Below are 25,065 nucleotides of genomic sequence, written 5' to 3'. Positions count from 1 at the left end.
CCTCCCGCGCTGCTGGGCCCCTACGCCGTCGTCGGCGCCGGGGTCTCACCGGCGCGGTCGACCGCGGCCCTGGTCAGGACGGCGGAGGAGCCGACCACGGTCCCGGCCGGTCCGGCATCGCCCGCCTCGGTGAGGACGGTGCGCTCACCGAGGAACGCGTACGTGGTCCGGTCGAAGATCCACTGTGTCTGCTGCCCGTGCGAGGTACGGGCGACGGCGACGCCCTCGCGGCCCGCGGCGTCGGTGGCCCTGCCGACCACCGTGACCCCGGGGATCTTCCCGGCGGCCGTATAGAGCGCGGCGCCGACCCGCGGCGGCGCCCAGGTCTCGGCCAGCAGGTCACCGATCGCGGTGAACGCCCGCTGGTCGGGGTCCTGGCCCGATCCGCCGGTCTCCTCGCGGATCAGCTTCAGCAGGGCGTCGGGGTCGGTGGGCAGCGACGCGACGTACGCGTGGGTCGGGTCGCCGACCGACGGCCCGCTCCCGGACAGTGTGCTCGGCCGGGGCTTCGCTCCGGGGCCTTCGAGGGAGTAGACCGGTGTGCCGGCCTCGGCGCCGAGCCGGCTGTCGGGCTCGCCCTCCTCGCGCAGCAGCCCGGGGCGGCTGCCGTCGGCGGACAGCCACACCTGCCGGGAGTGCGCGGGAGGCAGGGTCACGGGGCCGCCGCCCGCGCTCTGTCCGGCGTACGCGACCTTGCTCTCGATGTACACGAACCGGTCGTCGGCGACGGCCTGCCGCTTCTCCCCGCCGGCGGCGAGCGCGATGCGGTCGAGGAGCCGGGCCGCCTCCGGGGTGGCGGGGGTGGCGCTCACGACGTCGGGGGTGCCGCGCCCGGGGGTGTCCGTGAGGTTCACCGCCACGACGCCGCCGACCGCCAGCGCGCAGGCGATGGCCGGTACCAGGAACCGGACCGTACGCCGGCGCGGGCGCGGGGCGCGGGCGGCGGCGACGGTGGAGGACTCTTCGGTACGGGCGGTCTCGCGCAGCATGGCTTCCTTCAGCATCAGTTCACGGTCGGCGCGCAGGCCGGGGACCGGCGGCGCGGGGAGCAGGGCGGTGAGGCCGAGGCGTTCGGCCTCCTCGGTCCGGTGGTCCGGACGGGGCCGCGAGGGGGTGTTCATCCGAGGTTCTCCTGGGTCAACGGCGGGACGGCCGGGAAGCGGCCCGGTCCGGGCCTGTCGGGGGCGGCGGAGGGGGCTCTGCCCCCTGCCGCGGGCGGCCGGTCGGCTCCGGGTCCGGCGGCGCGGGCCCCGGACCTGGCGGCGCGGGTCTCCTCGGCGGCGAGTTCACGCAGCCGGGTCCGGGCGCGGGACAGCCGTGAGCGGACGGTGCCGACCGGTACGCCGAGCGCGTCGGCGGCTGCCGCGTAGTCCAGACCGGCCCACACCACGAGGGTGAAGACCTCCCGGTCACGGCGCCGCAGGCGGGCGAGCGCGGCGTGCGCGGCGCGCAGTTGCTCGGTGTCGGCGAGCTGCGTGACGAGATCGTCGGCGAAGTCCGGGACCGCGTCGCGCTCCGGGGCGCGGGCGAGCGCCATCTCGCGGCGCCGCCGTGTGCGTGCGCCGCGGCGCATGATGTTGGTGGCGATTCCCAGCAGCCAGGGGCGCAGACCGTCCCCGTCGGGGCGGAGTTTCTCCCGTCCGCGCCATGCCTCCAGGAAGGTCGCCGAGACGACGTCCTCGGCTTCCGCCCAGTCGCCGGTCACCCGCAGGGCATAGCGGTACAGCACCTGGGCGTGCTCGTCGTACAGCTCTGCCAGGGCGTCGCGGTCCCCGCGGCGGAAACGGTTCCTCATGAGTGATTCCACACTCTGCACTGCCACCCGCGTTGCGGGAGTTCCCGTGACGTGGACCACAGGGGCCGGAACTGGCGTCGTGGACCCGGCCGGTGGTGTGGCGCGGCTCACAGGAACTCCGGGGCCCGGCGGTGCAGTGCAGAGCATGAACAGTTCATCCGTATCCCGCCGGGGCGCCCTGCGGACCCTGGCCGTCGCGGTCGCCCTGACCGCCGGCGCCGCCCCGCTGTGGGAAGCCACCGCCTCCGCCGCCGCGTCCGCCGCGGAGCCGGCGACGTACACCCTCACGATCACCCACCTCGACCGCACCGGCGCCCGAACGGCGGACTACGCCACCAACGTCACCGGAATCTCCGGTCCGGGTGCCGAGGAGACGGTCCATCCCTACGACGCCTCCGGCACGACCACCGTGCGGCTGCCCCGGGGCCGGTACCTGCTGGACAGCTCCCTGACCACGGGGAAGGAGGGAGACGGTACGGACTGGATCGTGCAGCCGCGCCTGGACCTCGACCGCGACACCGCGGTCACCGTCGACGCGCGGACCACCGCCCCCGTCGACGTACGGCCGCCCGACCGCTCGGCGCGCTTCCTGCACAGCGCGATGTTCGTCCGGGTCACCCACGACGGTGTCACCCGGGACGCCAACCTGATCAACTCCACGCCGGACCTGCGCGTCGCGCACCTGGGTCCCGACGGCGAACCCGGCTCGGTCCGGCAGTGGTTCGACGCGTACTGGAGCGCCGGCACCGCCGACTACGCGCTCGGCTACACCTTCACCGGCGCCCGTGCCCTGACCGGGCTCACCCGGCACCCCGCGCGGGGGGACCTGGCCACTCTGCGGGCGCGCGGCGCGGCCCGGCCGGATACGGACGGAGCCGCCTCCCTCGACCTGCAGCCGAGCGCCGGTCCGACCGTCGGGCTCTCCCGGCGGGTGGCGGCCCCCGGCACGGCCACGTACTACGTGACACCGGAACGCGGCACCTGGGACCTCGCCTACACCGCCCCGGGTGCGCCCGGCGCGCGGCCGAACCGCTACGCCGCCGACGGCATCGCCGTACACGCCGGGCGCACGACCACCCACACCTTCGACAACGCCGTCTTCGGCCCCGACCTCACCGGCCGCCCCGGTGTCGTACGCCAGGGCGACCGCCTCACCGTCGATGTCCCGCTGCTCGCCGACGGCGACGGCCATGTGCCCTCGGCACCGTCGTACGGATCGGCCCGCACCACGCTCCACCGCAACGGCGTGCGTGTCGGCTCCCGGACGGACGCACCCGGAAGGGCCGCGTTCACCGTGCCGCCGGGGAACGCGGCGTACCGCCTCACCAGCACGGTGGACCGCGAGGGCGCGCCCGGCACCGCCACGCGGGTGACCGCCGTGTGGACGTTCACCTCGCGCACGACGGCCGGACCGGTCCCGGTCCCGGTGAGCGCCGTGCGGTTCTCGCCCGCGCTCGACCCGGCCGGCACGGCGCCGGCCAACGCGGCCCTGCGTGTTCCGGTCGCCGTGCAGGGTGCCGGGGCCGGCGGGTACGTCAGCACTCCGGCGGTATCGGTCTCCGTGGACGGCGGCACCACCTGGACCCGGGTGCCGGTCGAGCGCGGCGCGGTCACGATCCGCAATCCGCGTGCGGGCAAGGGCGTCTCGCTGCGTGCCGAGCTGACCGATACCCGGGGGAACACGCTCACCCAGACGATCATCGACGCCTACCGGACGGCGTGAGGGACCGGCGGTCCGGGGGCGCGTCCGGAGGGCGTCCCCGGCCCGCCCGGCTCCGGACGGGCCCCGGCTCCGGACGGGCCGCCCCGCGCGGGACGTACGCCGATACCCACCTGATACACAGCCGCGCGATGCCCGAAGCCTGCCCCTGACCGGCCGGAAGCGCGCCTCACGGAGGCTGGGGGACGTACCCGACCCCCGGAGTACGAGAGGTTGGGAGGCACATGCCGTGCTGAGTTCTCCGGACGCTTCCGCGCCCGCCGCGGAACCCGCGCCCGCCGCGGATGCCGCGCCCGTCGCGGATGCCGGGTCCGCGACCACCGGCCGCCGCACCACCGGCCGCCGCACCACCGGCATCCGGCGGGACGGCGTACTGCTCGCCGCCACCGCGCTGCTGTGCGCGGCGCTGATGGCGCTGCACGGGCAGATCCCGAACACCATCGGCCATCTCGGCAGCCTCTTCCAGACGCTGCTGCCCTGGACCGGGCTGAGCGTTCTCGTCCTGCTGGTGGCGGCGGCCCTCCGCCGCTCCCGGCTCGCGGCCGCGGCGGTGCTCGCGCCCGCGGCGGTGTGGGTGACGCTCTTCGGCGGCATGCTCACCGACAAGGGCTCCGCCGGCGGGGACCTGACCGTGGTCAGCCACAACGTGGACGAGGGCAACACGGACCCGGTGGGGACCGCCCGCGGCCTCGCCGCCGCGGACGCCGACCTGCTGGCACTGGAGGAGCTGTCGCAGGAGGCCGCGGACGTCTACCGGCGCGAGCTGGCCCCCGGCTACCCGCACCACGCGGTGATCGGCGGGGTCGGCCTGTGGAGCAAGTACCCGCTCAAGGACGTGGCGGCGGTGCCGATCATGCCGTGGACCCGCGCGATCCGGGCCACGGCCCTGACGCCGAAGGGATCCGTCGCCGTCTACGCCGCCCATCTCGCGTCGGTACGGGTCCACCCGGTGGCCGGGTTCACCGCGGGCAGGCGCGACGAGGCGGCCCGGAAGCTGGCCGCGGCGCTGCGGGCGGAACGCTCGCCCCGTGTCGTGGTGGTGGGCGACTTCAACGGCACGTTCCAGGACCGGGCGCTGGCCCCGGTGACCTCGCGGCTGCGCTCCGCGCAGCGGGAGGCCGGTGACGGGTTCGGCTTCAGCTGGCCCGCCGCGTTCCCGGTGGTCCGCATCGACGACATCCTGGTGAGGGGGATGGAGCCGGTCTCCTCCTGGAACCTGCCCGCCACCGGCAGCGACCACCTCCCCGTGGCGGCCTCCCTGCGCCTGTGACGCCCCGCGCCCCGCACCGGCCGGGGGCGGCGGACACCGCCCCGTGCCCCGCGCCCCGGACCCCGCGCCCCGGACCTCCGACTGACTACGATGCGAGCGACAAATGACCCATGACGGCCAGGTAGGTGCGGTGTCGGAAGCCCGGGTCCCGGACCCAGTCAGCGTGCTCCTCGTCGAGGACGACGCCACCATCCGCCGGGCCGTCCAGCTCGCCCTGGAACGCTACGGCTACCGGGTCACGGTGGCCGCCGACGGGCTCAGCGGGCTGGAGGCCTTCCGCGCGGGCGGGCACGATCTGCTGATCCTCGATGTGATGCTGCCCGAGCTCGACGGGATCGGCCTGTGCTACCGGATCCGGGAGGCGAGCCTCGTCCCGGTCCTGATGATGTCGGCGCGCGGCGACGCCCTCGACGTGGTCGCCGGTCTGGAGGCGGGCGCCGACGACTATGTGATCAAGCCCGTCGACACCGCCGTCCTGGTCGCCCGGATCCGCGCGCTGCTGCGCCGCGCCACCTTCGAGCCGCCCGCCGGGGGCCCGGACCGGCCCGGGGGCGGCGGCGCCCGGGTCCCCGACGGGCTGCTGGTCTTCGGCGACCTCAGCGTGGACACCCTCGGCATGGTGGTGCGCCGGGCGGGCGAGACCGTACCGCTGGCCCCCACCGAACTGCGTCTGCTGCTGGAGTTCGCCGCCGCCCCCGGCACGGTGCTGGACCGCCGTCATCTGCTGCGCGAAGTGTGGGACTACGGCTGGGAGGGCGACACCCGCGTCGTGGACCTGTGTGTGCTGCGCCTGCGCAAGAAGATCGGCGGCGCCCGGATCGAGACCGTCCGCGGCTTCGGCTACAAACTCGTCCGCGGCTGACCGCGGTGCGCTTCGTCAACCCCCTCTCCCTGCGCTGGAAGATCGCCGCGCTGACCGCCGCCGCCTGCTGCGCGGTCGCCGCCGTGATCGGCCTGCTCGTCCACGACGAGACCCGGGAGCGGGGGCTGCGGGTGGGGCGGGAACGGGTCTCGGCCGCGCTGGCCGCCGCGGAGGGGGAGTACACCCGGACGGGGAAGCGACCGCCCAGCGCCGACCTCATGGCGCCGGACGCGCTGCCCGCGCCGCTGGCGCGGGACCTGGCCGCTCAGGCGCGGGAGGGCGGGACCTACGGCATCTGGTACGACGTCGAGGACCCCGACTGGTACTGGATGTGGGGGGCCGTGGCCGTCGGGGACGAGGTGCTGGTCGTACGGACGGACATGAGCGCCGAGGTGCGCGGCCTCCAGCTCCTGGACCGCAGCATCCTCACGTCCGTACTCGCCGCCCTCGCCGTCGTCGTCCCGCTCGCCGCCCTGGCGGCCGAACCGGTCAACCGGCGCCTGCGGCACGGCGCACGCACCGCTCGGCTGATCGCCGACGGCGACCTCGACGCCCGCATCGGCCGCACCGGACGGACCCGTGACGAGATCACCGAGATGTCGGCGGCCGTCGACGGGATGGCCGGGGCCCTGCAACGCAGGCTGGAGAACGAGCAGCGCTTCACCGCCGATGTCGCGCACGAGCTGCGCACCCCGCTGATGGGCCTGGTCACCGCCGCCGGACTGCTCCCGGAGGACGACGAGGCGACCGAGCTGGTACGGGACCGGGTGCGGGCGCTGCACGGGCTGATCGAGGACCTGCTGGAGATCTCCCGCCTCGACGCGGGTGCCGAGCGCGCCCGGCTCGACCCGGTGCCACTGGGCGAACTGGTCGCCGACGTGGTGCGCCGCACGGCGACGGACACCCGGGTCACCGCCGGGGAGGCCCGGGTGGTGGAGACCGACCCGCGCCGGGTGGAGCGTGTCGTGGTCAACCTCGTCACCAACGCCCACCGGCACGGTGCCGCGCCCGTCGAGGTCACCGTCACCGGCGCGAGCGTCGTCGTGCGCGACCACGGACCGGGTTTCCCCGCCGCGCTGCTCGACCGGGGCCCGCAGCGCTTCCGTACCGGCGCGAGCGAACGCGGGTACGGCCACGGTCTCGGACTGACCGTCGCGCAGGGGCAGGCGGGGGTCCTCGGGGCCCGGCTCACCTTCGCGAACGCCCCGGACGGGGGCGCGGTCGCCACCCTCGACCTGGACCCCGCCGCCTGAGACGGACCGGCTCGACCACCCCGGCGGGCACCTGGCCGCGCGTCCGGCCAGAATGGACCGGCGACTCCGGCCGCCCACGGTGGAGTCCGCGCCGACCCGGCACCGGGCGGCCCGGCCGGGCGCGGGGGAGGAGACGATGTGCAGGCACCGTCCACGGTGAACCAACTGCTGGGGCTCGTACTGTTCCTCGTGCCGGGGATGACGTATCAGTTCCTGCGCGAGCGATGGCGCGGCCCGGTGCCCGGCGAGGCGGAACTCGGGACGCGGATCCTGCGGGCCGTCACGGCGGGCGTGGCGCTGAACGGTGTGTACGCCGTGATCGCCGGGCCCGCGCTCGTCGGCGCGTGGCGGAGGGTGGAGCGCGCGGGGCTGAGCGGTCTGGTGGCCGAACGGCCCCGGACGGCGGGGCTGTTCGCCCTGCTGCTCTTCCTGCTCGTACCGGCGGCAGCGGCGGCGGCCGTGTCGTGCGGGGAGCGGCGGCGGGCCCGTTCCGTGTACCGGCCGGTGCCGAGCGCGTGGGACTACGCCTTCGGTGTCCGGGCCGACAGCGGGCCGCGCTATGTGCGTGCGCGGCTGAAGGACGGGACCTGGGTCGGCGGCTGGTTCGGGGAGAGGTCCTATGCCTCCGGCTATCCGAGCGAGGCGGACCTCTACCTCCAGTCGTCCTACCGGATGGGGGCGGACGGCTCGTTCGGGCCACGGGTCGAGGGCACGGACGGGATCTATCTGCGGATGGCGGACGTTGACGTGGTGGAACTGGTCAATGCCCCCGAAGGGAGCGGTCATGACGGCACCGGATGACGAACTGACGCCGTGGGAGCGGGACTTCCTCGAAGGCGGTTCGGATCCGCGCGGCTATCAGCCCAAGGCGGCGGGCGATGCGTCCGGGGAGCCCGCCGCTCCGCCGTCCGGCGCGGCGGGCCCGTCCGCGCGGCCGGACCCGCCGGCGCCGGAGGGCTCCGACGCGTAGGTCCCGCCGGCCGGCGCGTGGCCGGGTCCGGTCAGTGCTTGATCATGTTCAGCTCGTAGCCCGCCTGCTGGAGCCGGACGGCCGTCTGCTGGATGTCGTCGTTCCGCAGTTCGCGCCAGGTGTCGAGCAGGGCCTGGAACGGGGCGAGGAGCGGCGGGTTCTCGTAGTGGGCCGGGGTGCCCCAGTGCGGGATGACGGTGGGCGCGCCGGACTCGCCGGCGGGGCCCCATTCGATGTCGTACGGGTGCCAGCGCAGCGTGTGCTGCTCGAAGTCCGCGTCGAGCAGGGCGATGCCGGTCGCGAAGTGGTCGCCCGGCAGCTCCAGCGCGGTGCGCATGTCGCAGTCCTCCCAGGCGACGAGGAGGTGTGTCGCCATGAGCACCGACGGGAACTGCCCGAGGTCCGTGATCGCCGTGACGGCGTCGGCGCCCCGGTAGAAGGGCCGGCAGGAGACGAAACCCACGTACGGCTTGTCCATGTCCTCGGCCACCATGTGTACCTGCGGCGGGAGGCACATCCCGTGGTCGCGCAGCAGCGTGTCGCTGACATCGAGAAGGCTGTCAAAGAGGAAAGCGGTAGCTGACATAAGATCAGCTTAGGTGTGTGCAGGGGTTGTTGGCCGGGTGATCGGTGAGGGGAGCCGTGCATGCGGGAGCGGTGGACGAGGGCACTGCGGTCCAGGATCGCCGGTTCCGGAGGGCCCTACGGTCTCCTCGACCCGGGCGCCCTGACCGAGGCGGTGGAACTCTTCGCCGCGACCACGGAGACGTACGACATCGTCGAGACCTGTCACCTCGCGGGGATGCTGCACTGGCACCGTGCGACGGCCCTCGCCGACGAGCGGTCGCTGCCCGAGATCCGGACCGCCATGGCGCTGCTGGTCCTGGTGAGCCGGGCCGGGACCGGTCTGCCGCTCCCCGACCAGGTGCCGGTGTTCCCGGCGCATCTGATGATCCGGGGCGGCGAACCCGCCTGGGAGGACCTTCTGGAGGCCCTGGGCCTGCGGCTGGAGGAGGGGACGGACGCGCACACCGCCCGGCTCGCGGTCGCCGCCGGCCGCAACGCGGTGGCCGACGCGCTCGGCGACCCCGCCCGGCTGTCCGGACGCCTGCGCGTCCTCGGCATCGCGTGGCAGCGCCTGTTCGAGCAGACCGGTGAGACGGCCGCGCTGGAACAGGCGGTCTCGGTCGCCCGCAGTGCCGCGGCGCACGCGCCCCCGGAGAGCGGGGACCGGACGATGGCCCTGCACAACCTGGCCGACGCGCTGCGCGTCCTGTCCGGGCGGACCGGCGGCATCGACCACCTCCGCGAGGCCGTCACCATCGGGCGGGAGGTCGTCGCCCACCAGGACCGGGCCGTGGCCGGGGACAAGCGCTACCTCGCCCTCACCGGGCACGCCGACTCGCTGCGGATGCTGTACGAGCGCACGGACGACGCCGCCGTCCTGGACGAGGCCCTCACGGTCAGCGCCGCCGCCCTGGAGTCCGTGGCGGAGCACGAGGAGCCCCCGGCGGCCGTCCTGGTGAACTCCTCCATCCTGCTGCGGTGCGCGTTCGAGAGCACGGGGGACACGGCCGTGCTGCACGAGGCCCTCACCATGGCGCGGCGCGCGGCCCGGTCGGCGCTGCCCGGCACACCGGGCCGTCAGATCAGCCAGTACAACCTCGGCTCCCTGCTCCAGGTCCTCGCGGCCCGCACCGGTGACCTGGACGCGCTCGACGAGGCCATCGAGAACGTACGGGCCGTCGTCCACGACACGCCCCCAGGCCATCCGGACGGCCCGCTCTACCGCTCGGCCCTCGTCGGACAGCTGCACGAGCGCTTCGTGCGGGCCGGGGACGCGGAGGCCCTGGACGAAGCGGTCGATCTGGGCCGGCAGGCGGTGGAGGCGACTCGGGGGGACCATCCCGAGCGGTGGATGCACCTGGCGAACCTCGCGGTGTGTCTGAAGGCCAGGGCGGAGCTCACCGACGACCTCGGGGCCCTGCGGCTCGCCATCGGGACCGGACGCCGGGCGGCCGAGGCGGCCGTCGGAACGGGCCGTCACGGGGCCGCCGCGCTCTCCAACCTCGGCAACGCGCTCCGTCTCCTCCACCACCGCACCGGCGACACCGCCGCGCTGGAGGAGGCGGTCTCGGTCTGCCGCGCGGCGGTCGCCGGGACCGGCGAGGACCACGCCCACAGGTCGCAGTGCGAGTTCAACCTCGCCATGGTGCTGAGCGAGCACGGCCCGCGCACCGGCGACGCGGGTCCGGTCGAGGAGGCGGTGCGGCTGCTGGAGACCGCCGCGTCCAGGAGCACCGCCCCGACCGGGGTCCGGGTGTCGGCCGCCCGGGAGTGGGGCGCTCTCGCCGCACGCCGAGGGGACCACGAGGACGCGGCCCGCGGCCTCGCGCTGGGCGTGGGGCTGCTGCCGCGCCTCGCCGCCCGCGGTCTGCCGCGCGCCGACGCGGCCCGGTGGATGGCCGAGTACGGGCGGCTGGCCGGGGACGCCGCGGCCTGCGCGCTGGCCGTGGGCCGGCCGGAGCAGGCCGTCGAACTGCTCGAAGTGGGCCGCGGTGTCCTGCTGGCCCAGGTGCTGGAGTCCCGTACGGACCTCACGGAACTGCGCGAGCGCGCCCCGCACCTGGCCTCCGGCTTCGACCGCCTCTGCGCCCGGCTGGACGGTGACGGCTCCCCCGACGCGGTCCTGGACATCGCGGCGGGCACACCCGCCGAGGACGATCCGGACCGCCGCCGCGCCCTCGCCCGGGAGCTGGACGCCCTGGTCGCCGACATCCGGGCCCTGCCCGGCCTGGAACGGTTCCTGCTGCCGCCCCGGGCCGCCGCGCTGACCGCCGAGGCCTGCGACGGCCCCGTGGCCGTGGTCAACGTCAGCCACCACCGCTGCGACGCGCTCATCGTGACCGCGGAGGGCGTCCAGGTCTGCGAGCTGCCCCGGCTGGACCTCGACGAGATCCACAGCCGGCTCGGCGCCCTCCAGAGCCTGCTGGGCGGCATCGGCGGGCTCGACGCCACGGGGCGCCGGGAGGCGGAGCACGGCCTGGCGGCCGGGACGCTGCCCTGGCTGTGGGACACCGTCACCGGTCCGGTGCTCGACCGTATCGGCTTCACGGGGCCCCTGGACGAGGACGCCGCGCGCCGGCTGTGGTGGGTCCCCTGCGGTCCGCTGGCCCACTTCCCGCTCCATGCGGCGGGCCACCACCTGGAGGCGCCCGCCGAGGGCGCGCCCCGGCGCACGGTCATGGACCGGGCGGTGTCCTCGTACACCCCGACGGTACGGGCCCTGGCCCACGCCCGTTCCCTGCGCGCCGCGCAGCGGGCGGCGGCCGGGGAGTCGCGCGGTCCGCTGCGCGTACTGGCGATCGCCATGCCGCACACCCCGGGAGCGGCGGAACTGCCGGGCGCCGAGCGCGAGTACGGGCATCTGGCCCGGCTGCTGCCCGCGGTCGACGAGTTGGTCGCGCGGGACGCCACCCGCGCGTCCGTGCTGTCCGGCCTCCCCACCCACCCCTGGGTGCACTTCGCCTGCCACGCCGGTACGGACCCCGCCGACCCGTACCGCAGCCACCTGCTGGTCCACGACCACGCCCGCCACCCGCTGACCGTCCTGGACATCTCCCGACTACGCCTGGAATCCTCCGAGTTCGCCTATCTCTCCGCGTGCAGCACCGCGGCGACCGCGCCCGAGCTGGCGGACGAGTCGATCCATGTGGCGACCGCGTTCCAGCTCGCCGGGTTCCCGAACGTCGTCGGCACCCTGTGGCAGGTCGACGACCGGATCGCCGCCGGGATCGCCGAGCGCATCTATACGGGCCTCGCGGCCGACGGGTTCGACTCCGCGCGCGCGGGCGAGTGCGTCCACCGGGCGACGCGGCTGATGCGGGACCGCTACCCCAGGTTCCCGACGCTGTGGTCCGCCCATCTCCACATGGGGGTCTGACAGATGCGGGTGACACAGGTGTGCGTAAGGAGTGCGGATGACTGAGGGGCCGGTCCTCGCGGACCTGCATTTCGGACGCGAGGACGCCGAACGGGACGTGACGGAAGGGCTGTTGCTGCGCGGCGGCTTCCTGCCCAACGCGGCCTACCGCGCGGCGGTGAGCGGGCGGAAGATGCTGATCATCGGCCGCAAGGGCTCCGGCAAGAGCGCCATCTGCATGCGACTGGCGGCCGACGGGGCACACCACACAGGCAAGGCCCTCATCACTCCGGACGAGGCGGCCGGGGAGGAGATCCGGCGCTTCGAACTGCAGGGGCTGCCCGGTGACTCGGCCAAGGCCCTGATCTGGCGTTATGTGTTCGCCGTGCACGCGGCACGCCACCTGGTCACCCATGCCAGGGAGGCGCACGGGCGCAGGCCCGACGCGGTGAAGGCGCTGGCCCGGTTCCTGAAGCAGAACGACGAGCTGCCCGGCGGCCGGCTGGCCGACCGGCTGGCGCAAGGGGCCAGGGGCCTGCAGACGTCGCTGTCCCTGGAGGCGTTCGGCGTCAAGGCGAGCATGGACATGGCCCGCTCGCCGTCGGAGGGCGCCCGTGCGGCGGCGCAGCTTGAGGTGGTCGAGAAGGGTGTGGCCGCCGCGCTCGACGAGCTGGCCTGCGAGGGCGCGCACGGCCCCCTGCTGCTCATGGTCGACCAGCTGGAGCAGGTGTGGTCGGCCGAGCCGGACAGCAACTCCCTCGTGATCGGGCTGCTGCTGGCGGCGAAGCACGCCGCCGGGCTCTACGGCCGGTCGGTGCGGTTCCTGCTGTTCCTGCGCGCGGACATCTACGACTCGCTCTCCTTCGGGGAGGGCGACAAGTTCCACGGCGACGAACTGCGCATCGTCTGGACACCGCAGGCCCTGCGGGAACTCGCCCTGGCCCGCGCGCGGGCCTCGGCGGGCGCGGAGCTGACCGGGGAACAGCTGTGGCGGGAGATCTTCCCGGCGACCGTGGGCGACGAGGACACGGCGCGGTACCTCTTCAGCCGGTGTCTGCCGAGGCCCCGGGACGCCATCCAGTTCCTCAACCTCTGCCAGGAGACGGCCTCGCTGGTCCACGGCCGGGACCGGATCACGGAGGCGGACGTCCTCCAGGCGGGACGGCAGTTCTCCGCCTGGAAGCTCAAGGACCTGGCGATGGAGTACCTGGTCGCGCACCCCTTTCTCAAACACCTCTTCCCGCTCTTCCAGAACACCGGCTACGTCGTCACCCGCGCCGCGCTCAGCAGCCGCTACGAGGCGGCGGCCGAAACGCTCCACCGGCTGTTTCCCGCGTACGCGGACGCGCTGACGCTGTCCGGAGTGGTCGACATCCTGTACGGGGTGGGCTTCCTGGGGGTGCGGCGCGGGAACGACGTGGTGTTCGCGGGCGACGACGACCTCCCGGCGCAGCCGCACGAGACGGAGTTCCATGTCCACCGCTGCTTCCGGGCGGCGCTCGGTGCCACCAGCGCCATCGACCTCCGTACCTACGAGCCGCTCCTGACGGGCTCCCGTGTCACCTCGGGCAGTGTCGGCCCCGCAGGCCCGGCGACCACCGCCGTCAACCGGGACCGGCGGCTGCTGGGGGAGCTCGGCCGCTCCTGCCACTCCGTGCTCAACCAGGTCGGCCGGGCGGTGACGCTGGGGCACGACGCCCGGGACGAGATCACCGAACGGATCAGCCGTGTGCTCGACGACGCCAACGGCTTCCCGCCGGACGGGGGCGGCGTGCCCCCGGTCGACGTGGAGGACCATCTCCTGGCCACGGCCCACTACTTCACCGCACTCGCCGTACAGCTCCTCGCCAGCGGGCTGGACGACACGGCGGGCGGCGCCGGAGGCGTGGCGCACCGCCTGGAGGAGGAGGCCCGGCGGCTGAGGCTCCTGGCGGGCGGATCGTACGGCAGCTCGGGCAACTCGGGCGGCCCGTGACCGCCCGCGACGCACGGGGGACGGGCGATACTCGTCAACGGGTTCCGGGCCCGGCCGTCACGGCGCGGCGGCCGTCCGGCAGCGCGGGAGGCAACGGGGGAGGCAACGGGTGAAGGGTGCACTGCTCGCCGAGCGGTTCCGGATCGGGGACCGGCTGGGCGCCGGCGCCATGGGGGAGGTCTGGTCGGCGCTGGACGAGCGGATGCGGCGCGAGGTGGCGGTCAAGCTCGTCCACGCGCAGTTCGGCATGGGCGAGGACGAGACGCAGTCCAGGTTCCGGCGCGAGGTGCAGCTGGCGGGGCGGCTCTCCCACCGCAACATCGTCACCGTGCACGACTGGGGCGAGGTGCCGGTGGGCGGGCGCCAGACCCTCTACCTCGTGATGGAACTGGTCCCCGGCGTCTCCCTCCGCCAGAGCCTCAAGGAGGCCGGCCCGCCGTGGCCGCTCGCCGTCGGCTGGGCCGTGCAGATCGCCGACGCGCTGCACGCCGCGCACCGCCGGGGCGTCATCCACCGGGACATCAAGCCCGCCAACGTCCTGCTGACGCCCGAAGGCACGGTCAAGGTGCTCGACTTCGGGGTCGCGAAGTTCATGGGCGACACCATGAGTGTCCACGAACTCACCGTCACCGGCGCCCTGCTGGGCTCACCGCCGTACATGTCCCCGGAACAGGCCCATGGCGTACGGGAGATCGACCACCGCAGCGACCTCTACTCCCTGGGATGTCTTCTCTACCACGCGGTGACCGGCCGGCCGCCGTTCACCAGCCGGGTCGCGCTGGCGGTGCTCCGGATGCAGATGGAGGACACCCCGACCCCGCCCGCCGATCTCGTCGCGGGCGTTCCCGCCGCGCTGAACGACCTCATCCTGAGACTGCTCGCCAAGCGCCCCGAGGACCGGCCGGCGGACGCCGCCGCCGTCCACGACGCCCTGAGCACGCTGCTCGTCGACGAGGCCGTCTCGATGCCCGGCGCCGACATTCTGGGCATCGCGCAGCTGGGGCGGGCCGATTCGGTCACCGGTCGGCTGCTGAACAAGTCGTGGCAGCTCTGGCAGGGCACGCTGCGGCAGACCACCGACCGGCGAGAGGAGGCCGAGGCGGTGGCAGAGTCGGCGCGTGCGCAGGCCGAGTCGGCCCGTGCGCAGGCTCTGGAGGAGCTGCGCCGGAGCCGCTCGGAGGCCGAACGGCTGTTGGTCGCGGCCTCGGCGCAGGCGCAGGAGGTCACCGAGCACACCGAGCAGATCCGCCGCAGGGCGGAGCAGCGGCTGGAGGAGGCGTCCTGGAACGCGGAGGCCACGCTGGAGCGCGCCCGTATCGAGGCCGGACGGATCCGGGCCGAGGCGGAGGGCCTGCTCGCCGGGGCCAAGGACGAGGCCGCCCGCATACGCGCCGCCTTCGGGAAGGACCGCGCGGCCCCGCCCCGTCCGGTCGCGTCGGACACGGTCTCCCCCTTCGGCTTCGAACTGGTGCGACGGGGCTACGACCGGGGCCAGGTCGACGATCGCGTCAGCAAGCTCGTGGCCGACCGGGACAGCGCGCTCCAACGCATCCTCGCCCTGGAGCGCCGCATCGAGGAGCTCTACCCTCCGCAGCAGCAGATGTGAGGGTCCACGGCCCGTGGCGCAGGGTCCACGGGCCGGCCCGGCGATGCTCTGCGGACCGGCCCGGCGGGGCTTCCACGCCCTGTTGGGTGAGGCTCTGCGACCCGTGTCCGGCAGGGGGCTTCCACCACTGGCCGGTGAGGCCCCGCGGCCGGCCCGGCGGATGCTCTGCGGGCCGGTCCGGCGGGGGCTTCCACGCCCGTCCGGCCAGGTTCTACGGCCCGTCCGGCAGCCGGAGCCCCGTGCAGTTCCCGCGCCGCACCTGGTCCTTCGCGAACGCGGTCACATACGCGCTGAGCTGCGCGCGCCGCTCCTTCCGCTCGGCGGCCGTCGGGGGCTCGGACTTCTCGCCCTGCGCCCGGCGGGGGTAACCCTCGCCCCAGTGCGCGGCGAAGCCGGCCTGCTCACCGTCGCACTCGGCGACGGCCCACGCGCGGTGCTCGTCCAGCGCGGGCTGCCAGGCGGCGCCCGCGTTCCCCAGCGGAAGGTCGGGGCCCCAGCTGCTCGTGGGCAGCCCCGTGCCCCAGTCCCCGCGCCAGCCGGTGAGTTCGACGACGGGCCTGCCCAGCGGTTCGCCGTCGCTCCGTGCGGTGGCACCGCCGTCCGCCCCCGGTGCGTACAGGGTGCACCGGCCCACGACTCCACCGTCGGCTACGGCGATACGGACCCTTCCGCCACGGCCCTCCGCCGGTATCCGCGTGGTGGCGAGGGCGTCGCAGGCGGTGCCCTTCGCCTCGGCGAGGGGCACCCGTACGCCCGTGTCCGGCACCGCACCGTGCTCCGGTGCGGGCAGCGGCTCACCACCGCAGCCGAGCTTCTCGGTCACCGCGTTCGTCATCCGTACCGCGATCCGCAGCATGGCCGCCTTCTCCGCGCGGCTCTTGGCGAAGTAGGTCCAGGTGCCCACCAGAAGGCGGGGGTGCTCCTCGGATGTTCCCTCGCGCCCGTCCGGGCACTCGGGCATCAGATGGACGAGGCTGTCCTCGGTCTCGAAGCCGGGCAGCCCGCCCGGCAGCACCGCGTGCGGCGGATAGGAGCGGGCCACGTACGAGAGCTTCTCGTCCCGGCCCCGCCCGCCCGGGTAGGCGTCGACGGCGACCACGACCTTGCCCCGGTCACTCGTCAACACGCAGTGGTACTCGCCGAGTTCCCGGTCGAAGGACTCCTGCTCCGCGCCGAGGCGGACACCCGCGCGCACGGTCTCCAGATCGGCGCCGGTCAGCATGCCCCCGCACGCCTCACGTGCCAGCCACCACTGCTTCACCGGTGCCCGGACGGAGAACGCGACGATGACCAGTACGGCCAGCGCGCACCCCGAACCCCACAGCCACCCGCGGTGCTGCCGCGCCCAGTTGCCCACCTGTTCCCCCGTTTCCCCGTACGTCGTCCCCGTACGTCATCCCGTACGCGATCTCCGTACGAGTATGCGACCCGGCTACGGGACAGCCCTCAGGGGCTGTTCCGGACGCGGCCGGTGACGGTGGCGAGTGCCTGCGAGAAGCCGCGCACGCGAGCGGTCTCATGGCCCCGGCGCCGGACCAGGCCGAGGTAGGAATCGGGGAGCCCGGTGACGGGTACGAAGGTGACCTCGCGGCGGCCGTAGTAGTCGGCGGTGGGGCGGCAGAGAAGCAGGCAGCCGCGGTCCGCCCGCACGAGGGCGAGGCCCTCCTGCAACGTGGCCACCGTGGGCCCGACGGGGATGGCGAGCCCTTCGGGGGTGGTGTCCGGGGCCTGCGCGCGGCGCCAGTATTCCGGCGCCGCGCCCCGGACGCTGATGAGCGGGCAGGCGGCGAGTTCCTCGGCGCTCAGGCTGTCGCGAGCCGCGAAGGGGTGCCGGGGGGAGACCGCGAGAGTCTGCGGTTGTGCGGAGAAGACCTGTCCGACGACGAGTTCGCTCTCCTCCACCGGCATCAGGACCACCGCCGTGTCGACCTCGCGCCGCAGCAGCGGACCGAACGGGTCGGAGAAGGCGATCTCCACCAACTCGGTTGCACAGTCGGGGTGTTCCTTCTGGAACAGCGCCATGGCCGCCATCACGTCATGGTTGACCGTGCCCTGGAAACCGATGCGCAGGAGCCCGCCGGCGCCCGCGGCCGTCGCGCGGACGTCGTCGAGCGTGCTGGTGATGGCGTCGAAGGCGGGGCGCAGGCCCGCGTACAGCTGCTCGCCGAGAGGGGTGAGCCGTACGCGACGGCTGGTGCGTTCCACGAGCCGGGCGCCGACCCTGTTCTCCAGGGTGCGCAGCAGTTGGCTCACGCGGCTCTGCGATACGTAGAGGCGCTCCCCGGCCCGGCCGAAGTGGAGCTCTTCGGCGAGGGCGAGGAACGCCTCCAGCTCGCGGGTCTCCGGAGTGCCCACGGTTCTCCTCCCTCGGATCCCTCGGATCCCTCGGACGGCGGACCGGTATGTCCTGCGCCTCCAGTCTATCGATCCATGAGTCCGGCTAATGAATCGATGAGGGATTCGCCGTTGTTCCGCCGGGCGGCGGTCTGTTGTCTGGAGGCATGACGCAGGCAGAGGAATCCGTACGGACAGCGGGCACACGGGAACGTTCCGGGGTGCGGGGCCGGCTGGGGGTGGTGGCGCTGGCCGTCGGTACGTTCACCGTGGTCACCTCCGAGATGCTGCCCGTGGGGCTGCTCACCCCGATGAGCGGCTCGCTCGGGGTGTCGGAGGGCACGGCCGGCCTCACTCTGACGATCACGGGGCTCGTCGCGGCGGTCTCCGCGCCCCTGGTGATCCGGGCCGGGGGCCGGCTCGACCGGCGCGTGGCGCTCTGCGTCCTGGCGGCCGTGCTGATGATCGGGAACCTGGGCGCGGCCTGGGCTCCCGGCTTCGGCGTCATGGTCGTGGCGCGGGTGCTGGTCGGGATCGCGATGGGCGGCTTCTGGGCGATTGCGGCGGGGCTGGCGGTACGCCTGGTGCCGGAGAGGTCGGTGGCCGCCGCGACCTCGCTGGTCTTCAGCGGCATCGCCGTGGCCTCGGTGCTGGGAGTCCCGGCCGGGGCGTACGCCGGGGCCCTGGCCGGCTGGCGCACCGCCTTTATCGCGGCTGCCGCCCTGGCACTGCTCGTACTGGTCGCGCTGGCCGTCCTTCTGCCGCCGCTGCCCGCGGAGCGGCCCACGCCGCTGGGTGATGTGCTGCGGCTGCTCGGCAACGCCCGTATACGCACCGGCCTGGCCGTCGTCGTCCTCCTGGTCACCGGCCACTTCGCCGCGTACACCTACGTCCGGCCGGTCCTGGAGGACGTCTCCGGGGCGGGCGAGGGCCTGATCGGCACGCTGCTCCTGGTCTACGGAGCCGCGGGCGTCGCCGGGAACTTCCTCGCGGGCGCCGGTGCGGCCCGCTCACCCCGCAGGACCCTGCTGGTGATCGCCGCGGCCCTGACGCTCACCGTCGCCCTTCTCCCGGCACTGGGCGGATCACTCCTGGCAGCAGGCACGCTGATGGCCGTGTGGGGCCTCACCTACGGCGGGGTCTCGGTGAGCACCCAGACCTGGATCCTGGCCGCGTCCCCCGAAGCCCGCGAGGGAGCGTCCTCGCTGTTCGTCGGGGCGTTCAACGGCGCCATCGCCCTGGGCGCGCTGCTGGGCGGCCTGGTGGCGGACGGCATCGGCACCACGGCGGTGATGTGGCTGGGCGCGGCCCTGGCGGCCGGGGCCGCGGTGACAACGGCGACGGGCCGGGCCCCGGCGGGTACGAGGCGCTGACGACGACGAGTCACGAGGTGACCCCTCCCCGGACCGTTGTCCGGGCGGTCGGACCGTCCGGGGCGGTCGGACCGTCCGGGTCGTCCGGGTCGTCCGGGGAGGGGTTTCCGGAAGGGCGATCAGGGGTTGCCGGCGCCGTAGCTGTAGTCGGAGACGACCGCGTCATCGGCGTCGCGGAGGTGGGCGGTGTCGCCCTTGTCGTTCCAGAGGGGGCGTCCGCTGCCGTAGGTGAAGCCGCCCCATTCGGGGTGGACTTCGTTGGTGTGGATGCGGATCCGCTGACCGGGCTGGAGCACGGTGGCCGGCGGGAAGGTGAAGTTCTGGCCGGGGTCGTCGGCGAAGAGGGTCCAGCCGGAGATGTCGGCGGATGCCGTGCCCTGGTTCACGATCTCGACGTACTCGTCCGCCTGTGTGCGCTTGACCTGTCCCTTGGAGCGGACATCGGCGATGACCACGTCCGGCCTGCCCACGCGGGACAGCACCGCGACGATGTCGGCGCTGTTGGCACCGTTCTCCGGGCTGATGAACTTGTTGACGATCTGGCCGTTCTGCTTGAAGCCGGTGATCACGACGGCGTACTCCTCGCCGTCGATGGTCACGCTCTCCGGGGACACCCGAGTGGGCAGGTCGACCTCGTCGTCGGGGGTCGGGCCGTCATTGGGCGTCTCGAAGTGGTGGAAGCGAAAGCTGAACTGGCGGTCGGAGTCGTCCTCCTCGAACCGAATGCGTACCGCGAGGTCCACGTCGAACTGGTTGTTCGCACCACCCTGGATCGGGAAGTTCTGGTGGGTGAAGGTCCCCAGAGTGAATTCCGTTCCGCCGACCTTCACTTCGGTCGTGCCACCGGCGAACCGGTAACCGCTCTTGCCTCCGCCGACGGGAACACCCCAGGTGACGTTGTCGGTGGAGAGACCCGAGAGGTTGGGCGGGGCGGGGCTGACAGCCGTCCAGGTGCCGGACGCCGTGACTGTGGACATATGCAGGTCTCCCTCTTCGGCCGGCGCTGAGGGCAGGGCAACCGCCGTTGTGGCGAAGGCGGTTGGTGGCGACAGCGGTGTGCCGGCACCCCAGTGCCGGCACACCTCCGCGGAACCGCCTGTGAACCGTCGGCGGAACCGCCTGTCGAACCGTCTGCGGAGCCGCCCGCGCACTGTCTGCCGAACAGCGTCCGGGAACCATCCCGCTGGCCACTTCGACGGACCGGCGTTCCCGCCAGGACACCGCGTCCGCCGTGCGGGGCACCGTAATCCGGTCATTTACGAGGTGGCCGCGACCGACCGGAGTGGAACGGCCCCCTCCCGGCGGCGAGGGCCGCACCGGGGCACGGCCGGTGTTCCGGTGCTCCGGAGCGGCAGCGATACGTGTGGGGCCGGGGACTTCTCGGGTCATTTCCCCACCGGGCAGCTATGGCCGGTAAAGCGCTCTCGGTCGAGTGATGACACGCGCCGGCGCGGATGGCGGGGGCGGGTGCGAGGAAAGCGGGTGCGAGAAAGCGGGGAGGCGCCTGACTGCGCCGGGGAACGGCGACAGTGAACCGGGCCCGCACCCGGAGCCGATGCCCTGCCCCGGGCACCTCCCGCATCAGGCCGATGTTCCCGCCCGACGGCTAAGGGCTGTCCCCTGATCCCTGGCGGGCGCGCGACGACAGCTACGGCACCTCGCCGCTTTGTCGGAACGCCCGCATATATCCAGTATGCGGGCGTCCCTCCGCCTTGCGATGCACCGCATCCGACGCCGCGCGCTGATCCGTCAGGGATTACGGGACAGCCCTTACTCCGGGAAAACGCAGACCCACACGTGATCCGTGTGGAAGCAGAAGCCGCCGGAACGCGTTGTGGGCGCCGAGAAGGAGACAACGATCTTTGCGGACAACTCCACGTGATCACTGTCGCCATCGCCGGCACGCAGCTTTTCCGTGGCGTCGCGAAGAATTGCGGAGAGCAGGGCACGGCCGAAGTAGTCAGGTGTGCCGATCTCGTCGAGCACCTGACTGACTGCCGACTCCTGCTTGATCCGATCGGGTGAGGACATGACTGATCACCCCTCTACGAGAGAAGAGAAACGCTGTATGTCCAGCGTGTGGCACGGAGGGCGGTCACGCATCTGGGGCCGGAGGTGACACAGGTACGTGGCCGCCCAGCGGATACGACGACGAATGGTTCGTTCCTTACGGCATGCGCGTCCATGCGCCGAGTGTCACGTTGGAACAAGGCAGAACGCGCGGCCATATTGGAGGAAAGATGCTGCCGTATTCCACCCTCCCTGGGGGAATACCAGGAATCGGGCAACCGGGCCCTCGTTCCTTCGTGGAGCTACTTCAAAGAGTGCTTCGGCGGGAAGGAGTGTATGGCGGGCCTGTCAACGGAGGCTCCACGGCCGACACGGGCACAGCGGTCAAGAGTTTCCAGGCGGCGTGTGGACTTACCGCTGACGGTGTCGTAGGGCCGGCGACGTGGGAAGCGCTCCCGGCGGAAGACCTGAGGCATACCCACCATCAGTGAGGGAGATACGGGCGGGGCCGTGGCGCTGCTTCAGCGGTGCCCGCGGCGACAGGGGTTCAATCCCGGACCCATAAGCGGAATCTTCGGCCCTGGGACTACCGTGGCGCTGAAGGAATTTCAGACCACGGGCGCGCCGGAGATTATCGTTGACGGAATCTGCGGGTCTCAGATGTGGCCTTTCATGGGCTGACAGCGGGGGAGCCCCACCGCCACTGTCCCCGGGCATGTACGGGGAGCGGGCGGGAGAATCGCAGCTGAGAACGGGAAGCCCGCCCGATTTCACTCGACCGGGTTTCCCGTTCCGTGCGTGTAGTTCGCTGCTTTGTCTGGATATGAACGCAGAATGCTGCGAATGTGCAATTTGCTTGCTCTATCCCTGCCTCGTACGGTCCCCGTTTCGAAAATCTCGCCGACTTCTCCGGGCGGCCGACTTCGTTGCTGAAAGCCGCGCGGAAGCGGGATGGCGCCTCCTGGGTGTGGCTGCATTTACCGTGCGGCGAAGGCGCGGGTAATGGGAAGCGGCTGGTCCCTTTCGTGGTAGAGTCTTGATGAATTCACAGGACGCCGCGATTAAAAGGGGAATGGCGTGAATACCGAGAAGGTTACGGCTCGACGTCTTACGGCCGAAGAGATTTCAGGCTTGGGTCTCCAGGACGCCATCTTCGTCTCGGCAGGGATGGATGGCCTTCCTCTCGACTGCTATGCCCCGGCCTTCCTCACGGAGCCGGGCAAGAATTTTGAGGGAGGGGCCTTCGTCGCGAGGACGGTGTTCGGTGAGGAGATCCACGTCCTCCCGGAGAACGCCGAAGAGGCCGGGATCTGGATCGCCGACAAGGCCGGGGAGGAAATCGAGGTTCTCCAGAGTGCCGGCGTCCTCCTGAACCTTGCCCTCTTCGTGCCCGGTGGGAACAAGGAGTCCCTGGACGCGCTCTACTCCGCCGCACGGGACGCGTTCGGCGCGGGGGTCGTGCAGCGCTGGAGCGAGGAAGCCGTCGCGGTGCCGGACGTCAAGGTCGACCTCTACGAGGAGCCGGCCCGGGGGCGGAAGAACAACAGCCAGAACCGCGACCGCCGTGCCCTGGACATCTACCCGACCCGAGTGCGGTTCCTGGAGCCCAGCGAGGGCTGGAAGTTCATCATCGAACCGCACAAGGAGATCGTCGACGACACACCGACGATCTGACCTGATGGCAGGTTAGCCTCGGCCCTTCGCGGGAGCCCGTCAGCTTGCTGACGGGCTCTTCTCCGTTCACGGGGGCGCCGCGCGGCCCTCATCTGTCCCGGGACTCCGGTGATTGTCGCCGGTCCCCTGCGGATTCGTCCGCGATCGGTAACAGGGGGATCTTGTGAGGGCTTTCGTATGTCTTGATGGGGGCAGGGCATCGGCGGAGACAGCAAAGGGGCGGGCGGACATGGCGAAGCACAAGGGAAGGGGATGGCACGGCAAGCTTCTCTCGGCGGCGCTCGGGGTGACGGTGGTGGCCGCCGGCGCCTCGGTGTGGACCGCGCAGGCCGAGCCCACCGGAGGCCGGAAGCCGGAAGCCCGTGTCTCGGCGCCGGACTCCCGGCCCGTGGCGGCGGACATCGTGCATGCCTCGGATCGCGGCGAGCGAGGCGTCAACATCACGATCGATGACGGCCCGGACCCGGCGTGGACGCCGCAGGTGTTGCGGCTGCTGAAGGACAGCGGTGTGAAGGCCACGTTCTGCATGGTGGGTACGCAGGCCCAGGCGTACCCGGACCTGGTCAAGAAGGTCGTGGCGGACGGGCACCGGCTGTGCAACCACACCGTCTCGCACGACACCACCATGGACACCAAGTCCGAGGCCTACCAGTCCCAGCAGATCCTGGATGCCGAACGCATGATCACCAAGGCGTCCGGCGGCGTCCGGTCGCAGTACTACCGGGCCCCGGGAGGCGCCTTCACCCCGTACAGCCGCCGGCTCGCCGCGTCCAAGGGGATGCGACCGCTGGGCTGGAACGTCGACACCAAGGACTTCGAGCGCCCCGGCGCGGACGCCATGGTCGCCACCGTCAAGAGAGAGATCTCCAACGGACCGACCATCCTCTTCCACGACGCGGGAGGCGAGCGCTCCCAGACCCTGGCCGCTCTGCGCGAGATCCTGCCCTGGCTGAGGGAGCAGGGGTACTCCTTCGGGTTCCCGGTCCGGTGAACCTCATCGTGCCGTGATCGAATCGACCGCGCCGAGGTCCCGGCGCATCACGTCGCGCAGCTCGACCACCGCCGCGTCGAACCGCTCCTCCAGTTCTCCGTAGGCCCGGCTGTCGACCGTGGCCCCTTCCACGAGCAGGTCCCGCGTGTCCCTCAGCACCACGAACGCGGAGCGGGCGGCCTCCACAACCTCTCGCGGCGCGATGATGGCCAACTGGTGGCGGATCTCGTACGCCCCAGGTGCCAGAAACAGTTCACGCACCCTCCGAGGGCGCTCCTCCGCGGGAATGTTCGTCCGCGCACACTCGTTGAGGGCTGTTCGTATCCGCGAGAGCGAGGCGGTGTAGTCGGCGTACAACTGCCTCCGCGTATCGAGATTCTGGCCGGCCCGCTCCCTGCGCCACCTGAACCGATCGGTGAGCAGGGTCGAGCCCACCCCGATCACCGCACCAAGTGCCGTGCTGACTGGGGATATCCACTCCATGCCAGGAGACTAGAACCTTCGCCCACGCGTCGTTCAACCACGCGTCGTTCGCCCACGCGTCGTTCGCCCACGCGTCTTTTACCCACGCGTCGTTCGGCCGGTTCGGGTGTGCCGGGCATGCGGGCACGCGGGGTGTACGTGGCGCTGGGCCGCCTCATGTCCCCGGATGGTTCAGGGTGCGCATGAACTGCTCCGCCAGCCGCTCGGTGTCGATGCCGTCCGCGCTGTGCCCGGACAGGATGTGGAAGAACGGCGGGCCGATCAGGAGCGCGGTCGCCTGTTCGAGCGAGAGGGGGGTGCCGCTCGCCCTCCGAGCCGCCTCGACGACCTCTGCGGCGCTTTCCCCGAGGATGTCGCGGGAGGCGAGCAGCGCGGCGACGTCCGCGTCGTGCTGGGCCTCCCCCATGAGGGCGCGGTAGGCCGCGCCCGCGTGGGAGCGGGACAGGAAGGCGACGAGGGCGTCGAGGTAGGCCCTGAGGTCCCCGCGGGGGTCGCCGCTGCCGGACACGGACAGCTCGTGCCGGGCGTCGATGGCGCTGGCCTCGTAGAGGACCTCCGCCTTGTTCGACCACCAGCGGTACACGGTCTGACGGCCCACGCCCGCCCGCTCGGCGATGCCCTTCATGGTCAGGGCCGCGTACCCGACTTCGACCAGAAGGTCGTCGACGGCGTGCAGCACGGCGGCGCGTGCGCTTTCGCTGCGGGGCCGTCCGCGACCACTTCCATCCATCATGTCGCCACTCTATACGAGGCACTGTGTCTCGTACGTGTTAGCTTTACGGTGCACGGTGACTCGTAATGGGGTGTCCGGCCGTGCATCCGTGTAC

Annotated in this window: 23 protein-coding genes; 14 read left to right on the top strand and 9 right to left on the bottom strand. The window is 72.7% G+C overall.

Annotated features, from left to right (window positions below; translation table 11 throughout):
- Positions 1-20 precede the first annotated feature (20 nt).
- The gene (locus tag ABT170_RS05280) at positions 21-1,121 is read right to left on the bottom strand and encodes a CU044_5270 family protein (protein ID WP_329944565.1); all 1,101 of its coding nucleotides are present in this window, start codon (positions 1,119-1,121) and stop codon (positions 21-23) included.
- Positions 1,118-1,795 (bottom strand): RNA polymerase sigma factor, encoded by a 678-nt coding sequence (locus ABT170_RS05275; protein ID WP_329944564.1) that lies wholly within the window; start codon positions 1,793-1,795, stop codon positions 1,118-1,120. Before ABT170_RS05275 ends, ABT170_RS05280 begins: the two co-directional genes overlap by 4 nt.
- A gap of 145 nt (positions 1,796-1,940) precedes the next feature.
- On the opposite strand from ABT170_RS05275, the gene ABT170_RS05270 reads away from it, so the two are divergent.
- The 6 genes from ABT170_RS05270 (at position 1,941) to ABT170_RS05245 (ending at position 7,870) form a co-directional block, all read left to right on the top strand.
- Positions 1,941-3,518, top strand: a complete 1,578-nt coding sequence (locus ABT170_RS05270; protein WP_351864213.1) for a serine protease — start codon at positions 1,941-1,943, stop codon at positions 3,516-3,518.
- A gap of 352 nt (positions 3,519-3,870) precedes the next feature.
- Positions 3,871-4,785: an endonuclease/exonuclease/phosphatase family protein gene (locus ABT170_RS05265; protein ID WP_351864654.1), complete on the top strand. Its 915-nt coding sequence runs from the start codon at positions 3,871-3,873 to the stop codon at positions 4,783-4,785.
- 103 nt (positions 4,786-4,888) lie between these two features.
- The gene (cseB, locus tag ABT170_RS05260; protein ID WP_329944561.1) at positions 4,889-5,647 is read left to right on the top strand and encodes a two-component system response regulator CseB; all 759 of its coding nucleotides are present in this window, start codon (positions 4,889-4,891) and stop codon (positions 5,645-5,647) included.
- Between the two features lie 5 nt (positions 5,648-5,652).
- Entirely contained in the window at positions 5,653-6,900 is a 1,248-nt protein-coding gene (locus ABT170_RS05255) for a sensor histidine kinase (RefSeq protein WP_329944560.1), read from the top strand.
- A 138-nt stretch (positions 6,901-7,038) separates the two neighbouring features.
- Entirely contained in the window at positions 7,039-7,701 is a 663-nt protein-coding gene (locus ABT170_RS05250; RefSeq protein WP_329944559.1) for a DUF6338 family protein, read from the top strand.
- Positions 7,685-7,870, top strand: a complete 186-nt coding sequence (locus ABT170_RS05245) for a hypothetical protein (protein ID WP_329944558.1) — start codon at positions 7,685-7,687, stop codon at positions 7,868-7,870. The genes ABT170_RS05250 and ABT170_RS05245 overlap by 17 nt, the downstream gene beginning before the upstream one ends.
- A gap of 31 nt (positions 7,871-7,901) precedes the next feature.
- Here ABT170_RS05245 and ABT170_RS05240 read toward each other — a convergent pair whose 3' ends face one another.
- A complete protein-coding gene (locus ABT170_RS05240) occupies positions 7,902-8,456 on the bottom strand; it encodes a hypothetical protein (protein ID WP_329944557.1) in 555 nt (184 codons plus the stop codon).
- 60 nt (positions 8,457-8,516) lie between these two features.
- On the opposite strand from ABT170_RS05240, the gene ABT170_RS05235 reads away from it, so the two are divergent.
- The 3 genes from ABT170_RS05235 (at position 8,517) to ABT170_RS05225 (ending at position 15,373) form a co-directional block, all read left to right on the top strand.
- Positions 8,517-11,813: a CHAT domain-containing protein gene (locus ABT170_RS05235; protein WP_351864207.1), complete on the top strand. Its 3,297-nt coding sequence runs from the start codon at positions 8,517-8,519 to the stop codon at positions 11,811-11,813.
- A 37-nt stretch (positions 11,814-11,850) separates the two neighbouring features.
- Positions 11,851-13,767 (top strand): P-loop ATPase, Sll1717 family, encoded by a 1,917-nt coding sequence (locus ABT170_RS05230; protein WP_329944555.1) that lies wholly within the window; start codon positions 11,851-11,853, stop codon positions 13,765-13,767.
- A gap of 109 nt (positions 13,768-13,876) precedes the next feature.
- A complete protein-coding gene (locus ABT170_RS05225) occupies positions 13,877-15,373 on the top strand; it encodes a serine/threonine-protein kinase (protein WP_329944554.1) in 1,497 nt (498 codons plus the stop codon).
- A gap of 211 nt (positions 15,374-15,584) precedes the next feature.
- Here ABT170_RS05225 and ABT170_RS05220 read toward each other — a convergent pair whose 3' ends face one another.
- The gene (locus tag ABT170_RS05220) at positions 15,585-16,730 is read right to left on the bottom strand and encodes a hypothetical protein (protein ID WP_351864204.1); all 1,146 of its coding nucleotides are present in this window, start codon (positions 16,728-16,730) and stop codon (positions 15,585-15,587) included.
- 89 nt (positions 16,731-16,819) lie between these two features.
- The gene (locus ABT170_RS05215) at positions 16,820-17,728 is read right to left on the bottom strand and encodes a LysR family transcriptional regulator (RefSeq protein WP_329944552.1); all 909 of its coding nucleotides are present in this window, start codon (positions 17,726-17,728) and stop codon (positions 16,820-16,822) included.
- 146 nt (positions 17,729-17,874) lie between these two features.
- On the opposite strand from ABT170_RS05215, the gene ABT170_RS05210 reads away from it, so the two are divergent.
- The gene (locus ABT170_RS05210; protein WP_351864201.1) at positions 17,875-19,080 is read left to right on the top strand and encodes an MFS transporter; all 1,206 of its coding nucleotides are present in this window, start codon (positions 17,875-17,877) and stop codon (positions 19,078-19,080) included.
- Between the two features lie 119 nt (positions 19,081-19,199).
- Here ABT170_RS05210 and ABT170_RS05205 read toward each other — a convergent pair whose 3' ends face one another.
- Positions 19,200-20,057, bottom strand: coding sequence for a lamin tail domain-containing protein (locus ABT170_RS05205; protein WP_329944550.1), 858 nt, complete (start codon positions 20,055-20,057; stop codon positions 19,200-19,202).
- Positions 20,058-20,850: 793 nt separating this feature from the next.
- Positions 20,851-21,111 carry a hypothetical protein gene (locus ABT170_RS05200; RefSeq protein ID WP_329941897.1) on the bottom strand — a complete coding sequence of 87 codons (261 nt, stop codon included), beginning with the start codon at positions 21,109-21,111 and terminating at the stop codon, positions 20,851-20,853.
- 143 nt (positions 21,112-21,254) lie between these two features.
- On the opposite strand from ABT170_RS05200, the gene ABT170_RS05195 reads away from it, so the two are divergent.
- The 4 genes from ABT170_RS05195 (at position 21,255) to ABT170_RS05180 (ending at position 23,755) form a co-directional block, all read left to right on the top strand.
- Positions 21,255-21,581 carry a peptidoglycan-binding domain-containing protein gene (locus ABT170_RS05195; protein WP_351864197.1) on the top strand — a complete coding sequence of 109 codons (327 nt, stop codon included), beginning with the start codon at positions 21,255-21,257 and terminating at the stop codon, positions 21,579-21,581.
- Positions 21,582-21,600: 19 nt separating this feature from the next.
- Complete coding sequence (locus tag ABT170_RS05190) at positions 21,601-21,771, top strand: peptidoglycan-binding domain-containing protein (RefSeq protein WP_351864194.1); 171 nt, start codon at positions 21,601-21,603, stop codon at positions 21,769-21,771.
- A 396-nt stretch (positions 21,772-22,167) separates the two neighbouring features.
- Positions 22,168-22,764 carry a hypothetical protein gene (locus ABT170_RS05185; RefSeq protein WP_329941895.1) on the top strand — a complete coding sequence of 199 codons (597 nt, stop codon included), beginning with the start codon at positions 22,168-22,170 and terminating at the stop codon, positions 22,762-22,764.
- 229 nt (positions 22,765-22,993) lie between these two features.
- A complete protein-coding gene (locus ABT170_RS05180) occupies positions 22,994-23,755 on the top strand; it encodes a polysaccharide deacetylase family protein (RefSeq protein ID WP_329941894.1) in 762 nt (253 codons plus the stop codon).
- Positions 23,756-23,758: 3 nt separating this feature from the next.
- Here the strand turns inward: ABT170_RS05180 and ABT170_RS05175 are convergent, their stop codons facing one another.
- Positions 23,759-24,238: a hypothetical protein gene (locus ABT170_RS05175; RefSeq protein ID WP_351864190.1), complete on the bottom strand. Its 480-nt coding sequence runs from the start codon at positions 24,236-24,238 to the stop codon at positions 23,759-23,761.
- Between the two features lie 154 nt (positions 24,239-24,392).
- Complete coding sequence (locus ABT170_RS05170) at positions 24,393-24,968, bottom strand: TetR/AcrR family transcriptional regulator (RefSeq protein ID WP_351864651.1); 576 nt, start codon at positions 24,966-24,968, stop codon at positions 24,393-24,395.
- Between the last annotated feature and the right edge of the window lie 97 nt (positions 24,969-25,065).

The sequence above is a fragment of the Streptomyces sp. NPDC001787 genome, assembly GCF_040297465.1.
Classification (GTDB): domain Bacteria; phylum Actinomycetota; class Actinomycetes; order Streptomycetales; family Streptomycetaceae; genus Streptomyces.
The sequence above is the reverse complement of the archived record's forward strand: the minus strand, read 5'-3'. Positions and strand labels throughout refer to the sequence as shown.

Bases quoted from the DNA above. Each gene is read 5' to 3' on its own strand.
- ABT170_RS05280 (WP_329944565.1), bottom strand. From the start codon at position 1,121: ATGAACACCCCCTCGCGGCCCCGTCCGGACCACCGGACCGAGGAGGCC.
- ABT170_RS05275 (WP_329944564.1), bottom strand. From the start codon at position 1,795: ATGAGGAACCGTTTCCGCCGCGGGGACCGCGACGCCCTGGCAGAGCTG.
- ABT170_RS05270 (WP_351864213.1), top strand. From the start codon at position 1,941: ATGAACAGTTCATCCGTATCCCGCCGGGGCGCCCTGCGGACCCTGGCC.
- cseB (WP_329944561.1), top strand. From the start codon at position 4,889: ATGACCCATGACGGCCAGGTAGGTGCGGTGTCGGAAGCCCGGGTCCCG.
- ABT170_RS05245 (WP_329944558.1), top strand. From the start codon at position 7,685: ATGACGGCACCGGATGACGAACTGACGCCGTGGGAGCGGGACTTCCTC.
- ABT170_RS05240 (WP_329944557.1), bottom strand. From the start codon at position 8,456: ATGTCAGCTACCGCTTTCCTCTTTGACAGCCTTCTCGATGTCAGCGAC.
- ABT170_RS05235 (WP_351864207.1), top strand. From the start codon at position 8,517: ATGCGGGAGCGGTGGACGAGGGCACTGCGGTCCAGGATCGCCGGTTCC.
- ABT170_RS05230 (WP_329944555.1), top strand. From the start codon at position 11,851: ATGACTGAGGGGCCGGTCCTCGCGGACCTGCATTTCGGACGCGAGGAC.
- ABT170_RS05210 (WP_351864201.1), top strand. From the start codon at position 17,875: ATGACGCAGGCAGAGGAATCCGTACGGACAGCGGGCACACGGGAACGT.
- ABT170_RS05205 (WP_329944550.1), bottom strand. From the start codon at position 20,057: ATGTCCACAGTCACGGCGTCCGGCACCTGGACGGCTGTCAGCCCCGCC.
- ABT170_RS05200 (WP_329941897.1), bottom strand. From the start codon at position 21,111: ATGTCCTCACCCGATCGGATCAAGCAGGAGTCGGCAGTCAGTCAGGTG.
- ABT170_RS05195 (WP_351864197.1), top strand. From the start codon at position 21,255: ATGCGCGTCCATGCGCCGAGTGTCACGTTGGAACAAGGCAGAACGCGC.
- ABT170_RS05180 (WP_329941894.1), top strand. From the start codon at position 22,994: ATGGCGAAGCACAAGGGAAGGGGATGGCACGGCAAGCTTCTCTCGGCG.
- ABT170_RS05175 (WP_351864190.1), bottom strand. From the start codon at position 24,238: ATGGAGTGGATATCCCCAGTCAGCACGGCACTTGGTGCGGTGATCGGG.
- ABT170_RS05170 (WP_351864651.1), bottom strand. From the start codon at position 24,968: ATGGATGGAAGTGGTCGCGGACGGCCCCGCAGCGAAAGCGCACGCGCC.